The following is a 16,598-nucleotide window of genomic DNA, read 5'->3' as shown; positions in this document are numbered from 1 at the left end:
TTCAGGAGAACGATTCGCCTGTCACTGAACCAAGAACGCAGCAAGTAAAAAGATGGTTGACAGCAATACAGACTGTTACATTTGCCGGTGTTGCGGCGGTTTGTTAGCTGGCGTACTGCATGCGTGCAGCAGCGGGCCTAGACTGGCCAGCATCATTCACGCCGGGAGCCGTCATGACCGATGCATTGAAGACCTATAAAGCCAAACGCAATTTCGATGTGACGCCGGAGCCTGCCGGCGGCGATGAAGTCGCTGGCGAAGCGCTGAGCTTTGTGATCCAGAAGCACTGGGCCAGCCGCCTGCATTACGATTTCCGTCTCGAGCTCGATGGCACCATGAAAAGCTGGGCCGTGCCCAAAGGGCCGAGTTACGACAGCCGCGACAAGCGCATGGCGGTGCAGGTGGAAGACCATCCGATTTCCTACTCCAGCTTTGAAGGCACGATACCGGAAAAGCAGTATGGTGCCGGCAAGGTGATTATCTGGGACAAGGGCACTTGGCAGCCGCAGCCGGCCACGCCGGACGCGCGCAAGGCGCTGGCGGACGGCAACCTCAAATTTACCCTGCATGGCCATAAAATGCATGGCAACTGGGTGCTGGTACGCATGAAAAGCCGCGGTGAAAAGCAGCCGGCCTGGCTGCTGATCAAGGAGAAAGACGAATACACGCGCCCGGCAGAAGAGTATTCGGTGGTCGATGAGCTGCCCGACAGCGTCAAGCGCAAGGCCATGCCGAAGCCTCGCAAGAACGTCGAAGCCCGGCCTCCTGCCGCTCCCAAGGCCAGCCTGCCCGAGCGCTTCTCGCCGCAACTGGCGACGCTGGTCGATGCGCCGCCTGCGGACGCGGCCCAATGGCTTTACGAGATCAAATTCGACGGCTACCGCATCCTGGCGCGCGTGGACGGCAAGCAGGTGGCGCTGATCACGCGCAACGGCAACGACTGGACCCACAAGCTGGTGCGGCTGCAGCAGGCGCTGGAAAAAATGGGCCTGCCATCGGGCTGGTATGACGGCGAGATCGTCGTCAATAACGACAAGGGGCAGAGCGACTTCGGCGCGCTGCAACTGGCCTTTGACAAGGAAGCCACGTCCGACATCGTGTATTACCTGTTCGACGTGCCTTATTTTGACGGCAATGACCTGCGCGGCCAGCCGGTCGAAGCGCGCCGTGGCCTGCTGCAGCAATTACTTGCCAGCCTGCCCGAGTCGCCGCTGGTGCGGTTCAGCGCCGAACTCGACGCGCCGGCGCAGGAAATCCTGTCCGCCGCCTGCCAGCTGGGACTCGAAGGCGTGATCGGCAAGCGGCGCGGTTCGCATTACGTCACGCGCCGCTCGGCCGACTGGATCAAGCTCAAATGCGGCCATCGCCAGGAGTTCGTGATCGGCGGCTATACCGAGCCGCAAGGCGCGCGCGAAGGCATCGGCTCGCTGCTGCTGGGCGTGCATGATGAAGAGGGCAAGCTGCACTATGCCGGCAATGTCGGCACCGGTTTTGATGAAGCGACGCTGCGCGATTTGCGCCGGCAACTCGACGCATTGAAGACGCCGTCCAGCGCCTTTGCCGGCAAGGCCGGCGGCGTGCGCAAGCCGGTGTGGGTCAAGCCGCAGCTGGTGGCCGAAGTCAGTTTTGCCCAATGGACCAGCGCCGGCTCGATTCGTCATGCGGTGTTTCTCGGCCTGCGCAGCGACAAGCAAGCAAGCAGCATCGTGCGCGAACGCGCGCAACAAGCCGGCAGCAAGCAGGAGAAAAACGTGAGCAAACCTGAAAAAGCACAAGTGGACAGCATCCTGCCGGCCAGCTTCAGGGTGACCCATGGCGAGCGCGTGATCGACAAAGATAGCGGCGCCACCAAGATCGACCTGGTGCGCTATTACGCACTGGTCGGCAAGCTGATGCTGGTGCATCTGCGCGGCCGGCCCGTATCGCTGGTGCGTGCGCCGGCTGGCGTCGGCGGCGAGCTGTTTTTCCAGAAGCACGCCGACGTCTCAAAAATGCCGGGTGTGAAACAGCTGGCCAAGGCGCTCGACACCGGGCATCCACCCATGCTTGAAGTGGGCAGCGCTCAGGGGCTACTGTCGGCGGCGCAGTGGAACGTGGTGGAGTTTCATACCCAGAATGCGCTGGCCAGTAGCTACACTACGCCCAACCGGCTGATATTCGACCTCGACCCGGGCAAGGGCGTGGACTGGCCGGCCATCCGGGAAGCGGCCGTATTGCTGCGTGCGTTCCTGACCGAACTTGGTTTGCCAGCCTGGCTGAAAACGAGCGGCGGCAAGGGCCTGCACGTGGTCGTGCCGATCCGCCCCAAGCATGACTGGGACACCGTCAAATCTTTTTCGCAGGCCATCGTGGCGCATATGGCGCAGCTGATACCGGATCGCTTCGTGGTCAAAAGCGGACCGTCGAACCGGGTCGGCAAGATCTTTATCGACTACCTGCGCAACGGACGCGGCGCCACTACTGTTTGCGCCTGGTCGGCGCGCACGCGCTCAGGGCTGGGCATTTCCGTGCCGCTGGCGTGGGAGGAGCTCGATCAGCTGAAATCGGGCGACCAGTGGCAGGTGGGCAATGTGCATGAGCGCCTCGCGGTGGGCAATACGCCGTGGGACGGCTATGCACGCAGCGCCAAAGGGATCGATGCGGCGATGAAAAAGCTCGGGTTCAAGCCCTAGTCTGTTGGCTGCTCGCTTTTCAACCATGGCAGCATTCTTGTCAGCACATCGTCGCGGCGTACCCAGTGATGGAACAGCGCTGCAAGAACATGTATGGCAACCACGCTCCAGGCGATCCATTTGCCCAGAAAATGATGAATGGCGTCGATCGGCACCTCGAACGCTTCAAAGCTCAAGCCGTAGCTGTGGCTGATCCAGGCAAACAGGGCTGTTTCGTTAAAGCCGGTGACGCTGAACAGGCCAAAGTCGGTCGGTGCGCCTGTGCCCAGATAGCCGGTCAGCGGCATGGCGATCAGCAGGCCATACAGGGCCCAGTGCGCCAAGTGAGCAAGCCGGTGTTCCAGCGCGCTGCCAGGGGGATTGTCGGGCTGGACGCCGATCATGCGCCACAGCAGGCGAGGCAGCACGAGAAAACCGACCAGCAGTCCCAGCACCCAATGAATGTTAAGCACCGGCCACGATTCGGGCGACGTATCGTCCATAAACCAGATCACATAATAGACCACGATATAGGCTGCAATAAACGCAGCGGCACTGGTCCAGTGCAGGAAACGGGCGAGCACGCCGAAGCGGTTTGCGGTATTTTGCCATTGCATGTTTTTTACTCCGGTAAATGATGTGCGCCAAGGCCAAAATTAACGTGGCAACAGGCCGCTCAGCAGCCGTTCCAGGCCTTGCAGTCCTACGTCCAGACGCGTTTCCGGGTCGCCATCGGGCTCGGCGATCCAGAACGAGGCCTCCGTGACTGCCCCGTAGATCATCCGCGCCGTCACATTGGCATGCAGTGGCGCCACGATGCCTTCGCTGATCAGTTTTTCCAGCGACGCCTGCAGTGCAGCGATCCCCGCCAGTTGGGCAGCCTGTGGCACGTCGCCAAAGACGGCGCGTGCATCCTGCAGAATGATGCGGCGGATTTCCGGCTCCAGTGCGAGTTCGAGATAGGTGCAGCAGCGCTGGCGGAACGCTTCCCAGGAGGAGGGCGCGGCATCGGACACGGCCTGCAGGCGGTCGGCAACTTCCGCTTCGATCTGTTCGATAACTGCCAGCAGCAGGCCTTCCTTATTGCCGAAATGGTGATAAAGCGCGCCGCGCGTCAGGCCGACGGCGGCCGTAAAATCGTTCATGGCAGTGTGGGCAAAGCCGTGCTGCGAGAAGGCGCGCCGGGCCGCCGTGACCAGTTTGGTCCGTGTTTCTTCGATCATGCTGGCGCGTGTGCGGCGTTGCTGCATCAGATTATTCCTCCATTGACATACACGATGCATGTTAATGACATGCATCGTGTATGTCAATGGAGGCAGGGCAGCATTTTTGCCGGATCTGCGGTGCGATCAGGCCCGCAAATTCAGGCGCTTTTGCGTTTTGCGGGACTTTTGCCTGCTGCTGCCGCCTTGCGCGGTGCGGCTTTACGCGGCTCGACCTTTTTAACCGGCGTTTTTTTAGGTGCTGGTGCCTTCTTGCCCAGGCTCTGCTGCAGCAGTGCCACCAGGTCGATCACGTTGCTGGCTTGCGGCTTCTCGTCAGCGTCCGGTTCGGGTGCGGTAATGGTCTTGGTCTGTCTGGCCTTGATCTTTTTCTTGACCAGCGCCAGCACATCGTCGCGGTAGGTGTCGCGGTACTGGTCGGGCTGCCATTGTTCGCTCATGCCTTCGACCAGTGACAGCGCCATGTTCAGTTCCTTGTCGGAGATGCCGGCCGCTTTGAGTGTGGCGCCCGGCAGTTCCAGGTCGTCCATCTCGCGGATTTCATCGGCAAAGCGCAGTGTATTGAGCACGATGGCCTGGCCGATGCAGACCAGCGCGCACAGGTGCTGGCGGGTGCGGATCACCACGTTGGCGATGCCGACCTTGCCCGACTTGCGCAGCGTTTCGCGCAGCAGCGCATAAACCTTGTCGCCGCCCTTGCCTGGCAGCAGGTAATACGGGTGCTCGTAGTAGGTGAGGGGCACCTCGGCCGCGTCGACAAAGGTCAGGATGTCGATGGTCTGGGTGGCCTTGACGTTGGCGCGTTTCAGGTCTTCGTCCGACAGCACCACATATTCATCGGGCTTGTATTCATAGCCCTTGATAATGTCGTCCCACACCACTTCCTTGCCCGTCTTCTTGTTGTAGCGCTTGAAGCCGATCGGCGCAAAGTCGCGCCGGTCGAGCATCGACAGGTCCAGTTCATGGTCCTTGGCGCCCGAGATCAGCTCGACCGGGATATACACCAGGCCGAAACTGATGGCGCCTTTCCACAGTGCGCGCGGCATGCTATTCGCCCACGCTGCCCGTGACCGGCAGCACGATGCCGGTGATATAGCTCGAACAGGCCGGCGAGGCCAGGAACACATAGGCCGGCGACAGCTCTTCGGGCTGGGCCGGACGGTGCATATCGGTGTCCTTGCCAAAGCTGGTGATTTCATCGACCGGCTTGTCGGCCGGGTTAAGCGGCGTCCAGACCGGGCCAGGCGCGACCGCATTGACGCGGATGCCCTGTTCCAGCAGGTTGCCGGCCAGCGCCATCGTAAACGCGTGGATGGCGCCTTTGGTGGTGGAATAGTCGATCAGCTTTTTCGAGCCTTTCAGGCCGGTGACGGAACCGGTATTGATAATGGACGCGCCGCGTTTCAGATGCGGCAGCACCGCCTTGGCCATATGGAAGTAGCCGTAGACATTGGTTTTCAGGGTGAGGTCGAAACGCTCTTCGGTCAGGTCGAGCAGCGAGTCGGCATGTTCCTGGAAGGCGGCGTTGTTGACCAGCACATCGATCTGGCCGAACTGGTCGATGACCTGCTGCACCGCCTGCTGGCAAAAGCCCACATCGCGCACGTCGCCGGGCAATACCATGCAGCGCTGGCCTTCAGCCTGCACATGGCGGCAGGTCTCCTCGGCGTCTTCGTGTTCGTTCAGGTAAATAATGGCCACGTCGGCGCCTTCGCGCGCATACAGCACGGCCACGGCGCGCCCGATGCCCGAGTCGCCGCCGGTAATGATGGCGACCTTGCCTGCCAGCTTGCCGCTACCCTTGTAGTCGGGCGCCATGAAGCGGGGTTTGAGGTCCATCTGTGCTTCGATGCCGGGCTTGTCGAGGTGCTGGGCCGGCAGCGGCGTGCCGGGCTGGCGGGTCTCGCCGGTTTGGACGGCCTCCTGGCTTTCCTGCTCGTCGGCTTTGGCGGCGTCGCGCTGGTCCTGTTGCTGCTGCACGCTGCGTTGCAGGCTGGCGGCAGACTGTGTCAGTTCGTCGGTGGTGTGATCCTGGGAATTGCTCATGCTGGCCTCCTTGAATGCGAAGTTTCAGTATCGGCCTTGCAAGCTTGTCTTAACAGTACGCTTGCTAACAGAGTGGCGAAGTCGCTTTCAAAGTTATATGATGGATGACATTATTGAGGGGGCGCCATGAAAGTGAGCAGGGAGCAGGCGGCATTGAACCGCCAGCGGGTGGTCGAGGTGGCATCGAAGCTGTTTCGCGAAAAAGGCTATGACGGTATCGGCGTGGCCGATCTGATGAAAAGCGCCGGTCTCACGCACGGCGGCTTTTACGGCCAGTTTGCGTCCAAGGAAAGTCTGATGACCGAAGCGTCGACGCTGGCGCTGCAAAACTCCATCGCAAACTGGCGCACCAAGGGCACACTGCCCGAGATCGTCGACAGTTACCTGAGTGCACGTCACCGCGATCAGCCGGACAGCGGCTGCCCCGCTGCCGCCATGGGCGGCGATATCGCACGCACGCTGCCTGGCGCGCAGCAGGCGTTTGCCGCCGCCACGCGCCAGCAGTTCGCGCTGCTGGCCGGCCTGATGCCGGACGGCGATTCGACGTTGCAGCACCAGCAGGCCATCACCACCTTTGCGGCGATGGTGGGGGCGATGGTGCTGGCGCGCGCGGTCGGCGACGACCCGCTGTCGGATGATATCCTCGGCGCGGTCAGGGCCGAGCTGCTGGGCAGTTAAGTTAAGGCTTGCTGCGCCGTCTGCCCCTGTCAAGCGGACGCGCCGCGTGATAGGCTTCGGTTTTCAGTTTTTGGGATGGCATCATGCTGCTTTGGCTCAGGCAATACCGGCGTTCTCTGTTGGCGGGAGACATTACGGCCGGCATTGTGGTGGCCATGATGATGGTGCCGCAGGGCATGGCCTATGCGCTGGTGGCCGGCCTGCCGCCGGTGGTCGGCATCTACGCCAGCATCCTGCCGCCGGTGCTGTACGCCGTGTTCGGCAGCAGCATGACGCAGTCGGTGGGGCCGATGGCGATCGTGTCGCTGATGACGGGCGCCGCGCTGGCGCCGCTGGCCGACCCCGGCTCGACACTCTATATCGTGCTGGCCGCGCAACTGGCCTTCATCAGCGGCGTGATTTTGCTGCTGTGCGGGGTGCTGCGGCTGGGTTTTATGGCCAATTTCCTGTCGCGCCCGGTGATCAGCGGTTTCAGCAATGGCGCCTCGATCCTGATTATCTGGGGCCAGGTCACGCCGCTCATGGGCGCCACCTGGCCGCACTGGCACCTGCCCAGCCTGCTGCTGGGCCTCTCCAGCCTGTTGCTGCTGTGGCTGGCCAAACGTTACCTGTCGCACCTGCTGCAGGCGTGCGGCCTGAGCAAGACGGCAGCCGATGTCGGCGCGCGCCTGGCGCCGATGCTGCTGGTTATTTCCGGTATCGTGCTGGTCACGTGGGGCGGCATGGACCGTATGGGCGTGCAGGTAACGGGCCATGTGCCGAGCGGGCTGCCGGGCCTGAACCTGGCCACATCGGGCGCGCACTGGCGCACGTTGTTGTCGCCCGGCTTGCTGATCGCCTTTATCATTTTCCTGATGAGCATGTCGGCTGCGCAGACGCTGGCGCAAAAGCGCGGCGAAAAGTTGCACACCAATCGCGAGCTGCTGGGCTTGGGCGCGGCCAATGCGGCCAGCGCGCTGTCGGGCGGCTTTCCCGTCACCGGCTCGATCTCGCGCTCGGCGGTCAACTTCCAGGCCGGCGCCAATACGCCGCTGGCCAGCATCATCACAGCGGCCCTGCTGGCGCTGGCGCTGGTGGCGCCGACCGGCTGGCTGGCGCTGCTGCCGCTGCCGGTGCTGGCAGCCACCATTATCTTCGCGGTGGCCAATCTGCTCGACTGGGGCACCTTAAAAATGGCCTGGCGCTACGACCGCAGCGATGCGGTGGCGCTGCTGGCTACCACCGTCGGCGTGCTGGTGCTGGGCGTTGAAGCAGGCGTGGTGATCGGTGTGCTGTTGTCAATGGGTACGCTGATCTGGCGCGCCAGCCGTCCGCATATCGCCGTGCTGGGGCGCATCCCCAACAGCGAGCATTTCCGCAATATCGAGCGCTATGAGGCGCATACCTTGCCCGATATCTTGCTGCTGCGCATAGACGCCGGCCTGTTCTTCGGCAATGTGGAAGCGGTGACCGAGCGCATCGAGGAAGAGCTGCGTGGCCACCCGAGCGCGCGCCATCTGGTGCTGGTGCTGTCGGCCGTCAACCAGATCGACAGCACTGCGCTGATGGGATTGCTTGAACTCAATGCCACGCTGGCCAAACGTGGCATCACGCTGAACCTGGCCGAAGTCAAGGGGCCGGTAATGGATCGCCTGCGCCAGAGCAATTTCCTCAAACAAATGAGCGGCAAGCTGTATCTGAGCACGGCGCTGGCCACGGCCGACCTGGGCGGCAGGCCGACATGATGATGGAACTCAATCTGCACGGCGAGGCGCACGCTGTGGCGACAGCGGCGCAGTTGCAAGCGTTGCTGGCCCGTTCGCATACTTTGGCGCAGTGCGAGCTGTGGCTGACCATGGCCGCCGATGCCGAGCAAGGCCCGGCGCTGTGCATGCTGCGCAATGGCGGCAATGCCTGGCTGATGTATCTGTCGCCGCAGGACGGCACCAGCTGTCACTCGCTGGGCGACGAGGAAGCGCCGGGTGAGTGCAGCTATTTGCTGGCCAACGGCCAGCTCGACTTCTATCCGGAGGCATGGTGCATCGCAGTCGAGCCGTGCTATCAAGCCATGGCGGCGTTTTTGCGCGACTCGGGCGCGCGACCTGCGGCCGTGGCCTGGCAGGCAGATTAGAGATATCAGGCCAGCGGCCTGAAACCATGGACTTGCACGCCTGCTTGCCGTTATGATGTTTTACTAAGTATGCGCCGCTGCATGGTATGCGCGCGGCCATAAGGGCGAAATCTGCTGGTGAAAAGGCGTGGCATGGGCGTTGTGGAGCAGGGGCTGCACGGGCTGGCGCCGGGCGGCAGGACAGGACAGGCAGTGGTGCGCCGCTGCTGCTGCGCATTGCTGCTGCTGTTTTGTACAGGGGGGGCGCTGGCGGCCCCTGGCGCACTGGCACACAAGCGTGTCCTGTTGCTGAGCGCCTACGATTACGGCCGCGCTGGCGTGGCCGCTTATACGCGCACCTATGTCGAATCGATGACCGCTGCCGGCCTGGCCGGCGAGAACGTGATGGTCGAACATCTGAACCTGAACAAGGCCGATGACCCGGTGCAGCGCGCCAGGATGCGCGAACTGTTGCTTTTAAGGTACAACCAGTCTGGCGGGGCCAGAGCTGATCTGATCGTCGTCCTGCAGCAGCCGGCGCTCGACTACCTGCTGGCGGAACTGGCGCCGCTCACGCATGGCACGCCGGTGCTGGCCATCAGCACCAGTGGCCTGCCTTTGCCGGCCGGCAGTTCGCCGCTGGTCTGGCAGCAAAAATCGAATGTTGACTTTGCCGGCACGCTGGCGCAGGCCATGGCGCTGTTCCCGTCCACGCGGCAGATTGTGGTGGCCGTTGGCGCCAGCGAGTCCGACCAGATGTTCAAGCGCGAGATGCAGCAGGCCGCACTGCCATGGCAGAACATGGTGGAGGTGCGCTACCTCGATCAGCTGAACCTGGCGCAGATGCGCGAGGCCGTGACCAGGCTGCCGGCCGGGACCTTGCTGGTGGCGGCCAATGTCAGCCGTGATGCCGATGGCGCCATTGTGCGGCCGGTACAGTTTGCGGGCGAACTGGCGCGGCTGGCCAGTGTGCCGGTGTTCGGCATGTATAACACCAACGTAGGGCAGGGCGTGCTGGGCGGCTCGGTGCTGCATATCGACGACGCGGCGCGGCAGATGGCGAAATTGTCGATGGCGCTGCTGGACGGACAGTTGCCCGGGCCGCCGGGCGCCTTGCTGGCGCCGTCGCCGACCGTCGCCATGTACGACTGGCAGCTACTGCAGCACTGGAATGCCGATATCGGCACGCTGCCGCCGCAGACCGTCTTTGTCAACCAGACGCCGACCTTGTGGGTACAGCACCGTGTGGCCGTGTTGTCCACTGGCGCCGTGTTCCTGCTGATGGCGACCCTGCTGAGCGCCTTGCTGCTGCAGCGGCGCCGTTTGCAACGCGCCGAACGCGAAGCGCGCGAGAGCGAGCAGCGCTTTCGCATCCTGGTCGAGCATGCACCCGACGCTATCCTGGTGTACGACCTCGATCTCGACCTGTTTATCGACGCCAATAGCGGCGCCGAGCGGCTGACGGGCATGTCGCGCGAGCGACTGCTGGCCAGCCGTCCGCTCGATTTGTATTGCGAAGAACAACCGGAGGGGCACTCACTGGCGGCCATGCTGCGCGAGAATCTGCAGCGTGTGATGCAGGGCGACAGCCTGCATGTGGAGCGCAATGTGCGGCGCGCCGACGGCGTCATGCTGCTGTGCGAAGTGCATATGGTGCGCCTGCCGATGGCAGGGCGGCATCTGGTGCGCGGCGGGATCATCGATATCACCGAGCGCAGGCGCAGCGAGCAGGAATTGCTCGGCTACCGCGACCACCTGGAAGAGCTGGTGCAGCAGCGCACGGCGGCGCTGTCGGTGGCCGTGACCGAGGCCGAGTCGGCCAACCGCGCCAAGAGCGTGTTCCTGGCCAATATGAGTCATGAATTGCGTACGCCCTTGAATTCGGTGATCGGCTTTTCGCAGATGATGGCCAGTTCCGCCGGCATGGCCGAGGAAGAAAAAAGCCGGCTGGCCATGATCAACCGCGCCGGTCACCATTTGCTCACGCTGATCAACGACATCCTTGAACTGTCGAAGATCGAAGCCGGCCGCATGCAACTGCAGAGCGGACCGGTGGAGCTCGACAGCCTGCTTGACGAGGTGCTGGCCATGATGCGCGTGAAGGCCGCCGAGCGCGGCATCGCGCTGCAGCGCCAGACCAGCGGTCTGCCGCCGCTGGTGACGCTCGACGGCGCCAAGTTGCGCCAGGTGTTGCTCAACCTGCTGTCCAATGCCCTTAAATTCATCGAACGCGGCAGCGTGACGCTGGCGCTCCATTGCCAGGCTGCCGGCGAGCAGATACTGCTGGCCTTTGCCGTGCAGGATACCGGCAGCGGCATCGGCAAAGAGGACCTGGAACGCATCTTCGAGCCTTTCGTGCAGACCGACATTGCGCTTGGCCATACCGGCACCGGCCTGGGATTGACGATTTCGCGCCAGTTCGTGCGCCTGATGGGCGGCGAGTTGCAGGTCGAATCGCAACTGGGCCAGGGGTCGGTATTTCGCTTTACCTTGCGCGTGGACAGCGTCGCCGTCACTGCGCCTGCGCTGCCTGCACCAGGCTTGCCTGAGCGACTGCCACCGGGGCAGCGCGGCAGCGCGGTGCTGCTGGTCGATGACGACGCCAACAGCCGCCAGCTGCTGCGCGACCTGCTCACGCCGATGGGCGTGGAGCTGCAGGAAGCCGTTGACGGCCGGCAGGCGCGCACCATGCTTGAAACGCACCGGTACGACCTGGTGCTCAGCGACTGGCGCATGCCGCAGATGGACGGGCTGGCGCTGACGCGCTGGCTGCGCGGCCAGCCGCTGGCGGTGCAGCCGCGCCTGGTGATCATGAGCGCCTCGGCCTTCGAGGAGGAAAAACAGGAGGCGCTGGCTGGTGGCGCCGACGCCTTCCTGCGCAAGCCGATCGAGCAGCAGCAGTTGTTTGCGCTGATCGGGCAGCAGTTGTTACTGCACTGCGAGCAAGTGGCCGCCAGGGCGCAGCCTGCACGGCAGGACCAGTTGCAGGCCGAGATGGCGCAGCTCGACCCACGGCAGCGCCAGGCACTGCTCCACGCGGTGCGCGCGCTCGATTTGCGCCGCAGCGCCATCGTGCTGGCCGACGTGGCTACCCAATTGCCGCAGCTGGCCGCCTGCATCGGCGCCATGCTGGGCGACCACCAATATCCGCAGCTGTGCCAATGGCTGGTGCAAGAGCCCGGCGCGGATCAATCGCAGGATGCACCGTCATGAGCCGCAAGCCAGAAAACCAGCGCGGCGAACGCCTGGCCCGCATTTCCATCATCTTGGCCGTCAGCGTGACGCTGACCTTCGTGGTCACCTTGCTGCTGCTGCTGTTCGCCGTGCTGTTCTATCAGTCCGAGCGCGACCAGCGCTGGCAGCAGCTGCACCGCAGCCTGTCGGTCAGCGCCGACCAGCTGGCGGTGGCGGTCGAACTGCCGCTGTGGAATCTGGACGACAAGCAGATGCTGGCCATTATGCGCAGCACCCTGGGCAACCAGGAACTGTACGCCAGCACGCTGACGCCGGCCATCGGCAATAACGAGATCTTCATGGGCCGCGACGCCAACGGCACGCTGCAGCGGCTTGACGCCGCACCGGAAGAGGCCTCGCTGCTGGTCGAACGGCGCGTGGTGGCGCTGGGCCCGCAGATACTGGGCACGGTTGCCGTCTACGCCGAGCCGTCGGTGCTGCATGCGCAGCTGCGCCAGCGCGCGCTGGCCATCGGCCTGCTGATCGTCGGGCTCGACGTGATCCTGGTGGCCAGCATCTGGCTGCTGATGTGGTGGCTGGTGCTCAAGCCGCTGACCAGCATCGGCCAGTATGCGGCGGCGGTGCGCGCCGGCCAGCATGTGGGCGCCGGCCTGCCGCCCAAGACCTGGTTCCTGGGCGAATTGCGCACGCTGTACCGCGCCATCCGCGATATGGTGGCGCTGCTCGACAGCCGCTACCGCGCCTTGCAGCGCAGCGAAGAGCGAGTGCAGATGGCGACTGGCGCGGCCAGTATCGGCATCTGGGACTGGAACGTGGCGACCGGTGAGCTGGAGTGGGATGACCAGATGTACGCCCAGTTCAAGGCCGACGCCGCCGCCGGCGTGGCGCCGTCGCAGATCTGGCGCAAGGCCTTGCTGGCGCAGGACGTGCCGTTGACCAAGGAGGCGATCCGCGCAGCCCTGCGCGATGGCCATGCGTTTTCGTATGAGTACCGCATCCTGTGGCCCGATGGCAGCATCCGCTATATCAAGGTCGGCGCGGTGCTGTTTCGCGATGGACATGGAAAGCCCATGCGCATGGTCGGCTCGAATCATGACATCACGGCGCACCGCGAAGCCGAGCTTGAACTGCTGCGCCACCGCCATCACCTCGAAGAGCTGGTTGCCGAACGCACCGGTGCGCTGTCGGTGGCGGTGCGCGAGGCGCAGGCGGCCGACCGCGCCAAGAGCGTGTTCCTGGCCAATATGAGCCATGAACTGCGCACGCCCTTGAATTCGGTGATCGGCTTTTCACGCCTGATGGCCGACTCGCCCAATATGCACGCCGAAGAAAAACGCAACCTGGTCATTATTCATCGCTCCGGCACGCATCTGCTGACGCTGATTAACCAGATCCTGGAGGTGGCGAAGGGCGAGGCGGGCCGGCTGGCGGCGCAGGACGAAGTGGTGGCGCTGGCGCCGCTGCTGCAGGAAGTGACGGACATGCTGTGCATCCGCGCCGAACAGCAGGGCATGGCGCTGCATCTCGATGGCGAGAGCCTGCCGCCGGCGGCGCTGGTGGACGCGACGCGCTTGCGCCAGGTATTGCTGAACCTGCTGACGAACGCGCTCAAGTTTGCCGGCCGGGGCACGGTGACGCTGCGCGTGCGTGGCGAGCCGCTGGCCGACGGCGCCTGGCGGGTGGCGTTTGCCGTGATCGATACCGGCATCGGCATCGCCATCGAAGACCAGCTGCGCATCTTCGAGCCATTCGTGCAGGCCGACAGCGATGGTCCGAAAGACGGCACCGGCCTGGGCCTGGCCATTTCGCGCCAGTTCGTGCAACTGATGGGCGGCACGCTGACAGTGCAGTCGCAGCCGCAGCAGGGCGCTACCTTCCGTTTTACGCTGACGATGCAGGAGGCGCCATTGCCGCCGACATCGGCACCGGCCGCGCCTTTGCCTGCGTCGGCCGTGCCTGTGCTGCCGGCCGCGCCGCTCGAGCCGCGCGCGCTCAACGCGCTGGCGCCGTCGGCCCGCGCCGCGCTGCTGGCGGCGCTGCGCGAACTCAATCTCGCGCGGGTCAGCCTGCTGCTGCAGGAATTGCCGCCGTCGGCGCAGCTGCTGGTGGCCGCGTTCCAGGCCATGCTGGCGCAGCATCAATACCGCGAGCTGTGCGAGCTGCTTGAACATCAAGATGCAGTGGCGTAGACGGGCGCTGTGGGGCGTGAACATCGGAACACCCGGGCAAATCAAAAAAACAAGAAAAATGCGACGCTTAGATGGTGCTAAATTGCAATAAAGATTATGATGTTGGTATGGTGTTCACCGCATAAAGAGATTGTTACAGCGTAGCAGCATCTGCTGCGCCTTATTCAGAGCTGAGAGAACTGCACCATGCACCGCGATTTTTCGGAAGTCAATTCCAAGGGGGAAGTGCTGATCGTCGAAGATACGGCCGCTTCGCTCAAGCTGCTCAGCGACCTGCTGAGCGGCGCCGGCTATGCCGTGCGCCAGGCGCCCAACGGCGAACTGGCGCTATGGACGGCGCAGGCGCGCGCCCCCGACCTGATCCTGCTCGATGTGCGCATGCCTGGCCTCGATGGCTTTGAAGTGTGTCGCCGCCTCAAGGAAACGCCGTCGCTGTGCGAAGTTCCGGTGATTTTCCTGTCGGCCCAGCACGATACCGACGACAAGGTGCGCGGTTTTGCACTCGGTGCGGTTGACTTTATCGCCAAGCCGTTCCAGGCCGAGGAAATCCTGGCCCGCACCGACGCCCATGTGCGCCTGCGCCGCGCCCAGCTGCAATTGGCGCAGGAGCGCGCCACGCTCGAGCAGCGCGTGACCGAACGCACGGCCGAACTGGAACAGGTGGCCGGCACGCTGGCGCGCGAAGTGCAGATACGGCGCGCCAACGAAGACTTGCTGCGCCTGTCGGGCCAGTTTTTCGAGGCCACCCAGGACGCCATCCTGATTACAGACGCCAATAGCCTCATCGTCGCTTCCAACCCGGCCTTTACGCGCATTACCGGCTATGCTGCGCAGGAAGTGCTGGGACTCGATATCACGCGCCTGTATGCCGAAGCGACTGGCGAAGCGGTACGCGAAGCGCTGCGCCAGGGCTTGCACAGCAGCGGCTACTGGACCGGCGAAGTACAGACCCGGCGCAAGAGCGGCGACACCTATCCCTGCCTGCTCAGCGCCACCACCGTGCGCGGGCCCGATGGTGCGGTGATCAACTATATCGGCGTTTTTCTCGATATCAGCGAACGCAAGGCCGAGCAGCATCTGATCGACTTTTTGTCCTATCACGACGCGCTGACCGGTCTGCCCAACCGCGCGTTGGTGCGCGAGCGTTTCGAACCGATGCGCGCACAGGCGCTGCGCGAGGGCCAGCAGGTGGTGCTGATGTGCCTGGACCTGGACCGCTTCAAGAACATCAACGATTCGCACGGCCAGGCGGTGGGTGACAAGGCGCTGCAGGTGGTGGCGCGTTTTCTCACAAGCTGCGTGCGCGAAGGCGATATCGTGGCGCGCCAGGGCGGCGACGAATTCCAGATTCTGCTGCAGGACGATGCGCTGCTGGGACGCACGCTGGCGCTGGCGCAGACCATCCTGGGCGGGCTGCGCGAAGAATTGAGCGTCAGCGGCGACCGCCTGGCCTTGACCACCAGCATCGGCATCGCCATGTGCCCGGCCGATGGCAACAGTCTCGACGACCTGCTGCGCCATGCCGATACGGCGCTGGTGCGCGCCAAGGAAATGGGGCGCGACCATTACGCCTTCTTTACCGAACGCATGGGCAGCGACATCCGCGACAAGCTGGCGGTACAGCAGCAATTGCGCGGCGCAGTCGGGCGCGATGAATTCGAAGTGCATTACCAGCCGCAGGTGTGCCTGCGTACGGGCGCCATGGTGGGCGCCGAGGCGCTGCTGCGCTGGCATAATCCGACCCTGGGCCGCGTGCCGCCTGGCGTGTTCATTGCGCTGGCCGAAGAATATGGCTTCATTACCGCCATCGGCGAATGGGTGCTGGAAAGCGTATGCGCCCAGATCCGCGCCTGGCAGGACGCGGGACTGGGCAATATCAAGGTAGCGGTCAACCTGTCGGGCAAGCAGTTTGCGCAGGACCGCACGGTGCCGTTCGTCGAAGCGGTGCTGCGCCGCTATGCGATTGCGCCGGCCTGCCTGGGCATCGAGATCACCGAAAGCGCCGTGATGGGCGACCCGGACAAAGCGGTGGCGGCGTTGACGCGCCTGAAAGACATCGGTGTCAGTATTTCGCTCGACGACTTCGGCACCGGCTACTCCAGCCTGGGCTACCTGAAGCGCTTCCCGATCGATGTGCTGAAGATCGACAAGTCGTTTGTCGACGATGTCTGCACCAGCTGCAGCGACGCGGCGATTGCCCGCTCGGTCATTTCGCTGGCGCACAATCTGCATATGCGCGTGATTGCCGAAGGCGTGGAAACGCGCGAGCAGCTGGCCTTCCTGAGCGAGCACGATTGCGACGAGATGCAGGGTTATTATTTCAGCCGTCCGTTGACGGCGCAGGCCTTTACCGACTTGCTGCACGAAAAACGCACACTCGACATCGGCGCTGCCTGATCCGGCGCACTGGTGCACTGCGCCGGTGCACCGCGCTGCACCGTGCTGCATAATGGTGCTGCAAACTCACTCCAGCTGACGCCAGCTGCCCGCGCCAGCGAGGTACGGCTGGCGTACGGCTGGCACGCAT

General features: G+C 63.7%; 11 protein-coding genes. 7 read left to right on the top strand and 4 right to left on the bottom strand.

From position 1 onward, the window contains the following. Window positions 1-173: 173 nt before the first annotated feature. Window positions 174-2,672 (top strand): DNA ligase D, encoded by a 2,499-nt coding sequence (gene ligD, locus GCM43_RS01375; RefSeq protein ID WP_152241713.1) that lies wholly within the window; start codon window positions 174-176, stop codon window positions 2,670-2,672. Here the strand turns inward: ligD and GCM43_RS01370 are convergent. From GCM43_RS01370 to GCM43_RS01355, 4 genes are all read right to left on the bottom strand, one after another. Next, entirely contained in the window at window positions 2,669-3,268 is a 600-nt protein-coding gene (locus tag GCM43_RS01370) for a cytochrome b (RefSeq protein ID WP_152241712.1), read from the bottom strand. The genes ligD and GCM43_RS01370 overlap by 4 nt on opposite strands. A 39-nt stretch (window positions 3,269-3,307) precedes the next feature. Then, on the bottom strand, window positions 3,308-3,901 hold the full coding sequence (locus GCM43_RS01365) for a TetR/AcrR family transcriptional regulator (RefSeq protein ID WP_152241711.1): 594 nt from the start codon (window positions 3,899-3,901) through the stop codon (window positions 3,308-3,310). Between the two features lie 113 nt (window positions 3,902-4,014). After that, window positions 4,015-4,920, bottom strand: coding sequence for a non-homologous end joining protein Ku (gene ku, locus GCM43_RS01360; RefSeq protein ID WP_152241710.1), 906 nt, complete (start codon window positions 4,918-4,920; stop codon window positions 4,015-4,017). A gap of 1 nt (window position 4,921) precedes the next feature. Beyond that, entirely contained in the window at window positions 4,922-5,920 is a 999-nt protein-coding gene (locus GCM43_RS01355; RefSeq protein WP_152241709.1) for an SDR family oxidoreductase, read from the bottom strand. Between the two features lie 126 nt (window positions 5,921-6,046). On the opposite strand from GCM43_RS01355, the gene GCM43_RS01350 reads away from it, so the two are divergent. The 6 genes from GCM43_RS01350 (at window position 6,047) to GCM43_RS01325 (ending at window position 16,468) form a co-directional block, all read left to right on the top strand. Beyond that, complete coding sequence (locus GCM43_RS01350; protein WP_152241708.1) at window positions 6,047-6,598, top strand: TetR/AcrR family transcriptional regulator; 552 nt, start codon at window positions 6,047-6,049, stop codon at window positions 6,596-6,598. An 83-nt stretch (window positions 6,599-6,681) separates the two neighbouring features. After that, window positions 6,682-8,322, top strand: a complete 1,641-nt coding sequence (locus tag GCM43_RS01345; protein WP_152241707.1) for a SulP family inorganic anion transporter — start codon at window positions 6,682-6,684, stop codon at window positions 8,320-8,322. After that, entirely contained in the window at window positions 8,319-8,708 is a 390-nt protein-coding gene (locus tag GCM43_RS01340) for an Imm1 family immunity protein (RefSeq protein WP_152241706.1), read from the top strand. The genes GCM43_RS01345 and GCM43_RS01340 overlap by 4 nt, the downstream gene beginning before the upstream one ends. Before the next feature lie 132 nt (window positions 8,709-8,840). Continuing rightward, on the top strand, window positions 8,841-11,900 hold the full coding sequence (locus GCM43_RS01335; protein WP_152241705.1) for an ATP-binding protein: 3,060 nt from the start codon (window positions 8,841-8,843) through the stop codon (window positions 11,898-11,900). After that, entirely contained in the window at window positions 11,897-14,071 is a 2,175-nt protein-coding gene (locus GCM43_RS01330) for a sensor histidine kinase (protein WP_152241704.1), read from the top strand. Before GCM43_RS01335 ends, GCM43_RS01330 begins: the two co-directional genes overlap by 4 nt. Before the next feature lie 186 nt (window positions 14,072-14,257). Next, window positions 14,258-16,468 carry a GGDEF/EAL domain-containing response regulator gene (locus GCM43_RS01325; RefSeq protein WP_152241703.1) on the top strand — a complete coding sequence of 737 codons (2,211 nt, stop codon included), beginning with the start codon at window positions 14,258-14,260 and terminating at the stop codon, window positions 16,466-16,468. Window positions 16,469-16,598: the final 130 nt, after the last annotated feature.

It is taken from the genome of Janthinobacterium aquaticum (assembly GCF_009208565.1).
GTDB lineage: Bacteria > Pseudomonadota > Gammaproteobacteria > Burkholderiales > Burkholderiaceae_D > Janthinobacterium.
The sequence above is the reverse complement of the archived record's forward strand: the minus strand, read 5'-3'. Positions and strand labels throughout refer to the sequence as shown.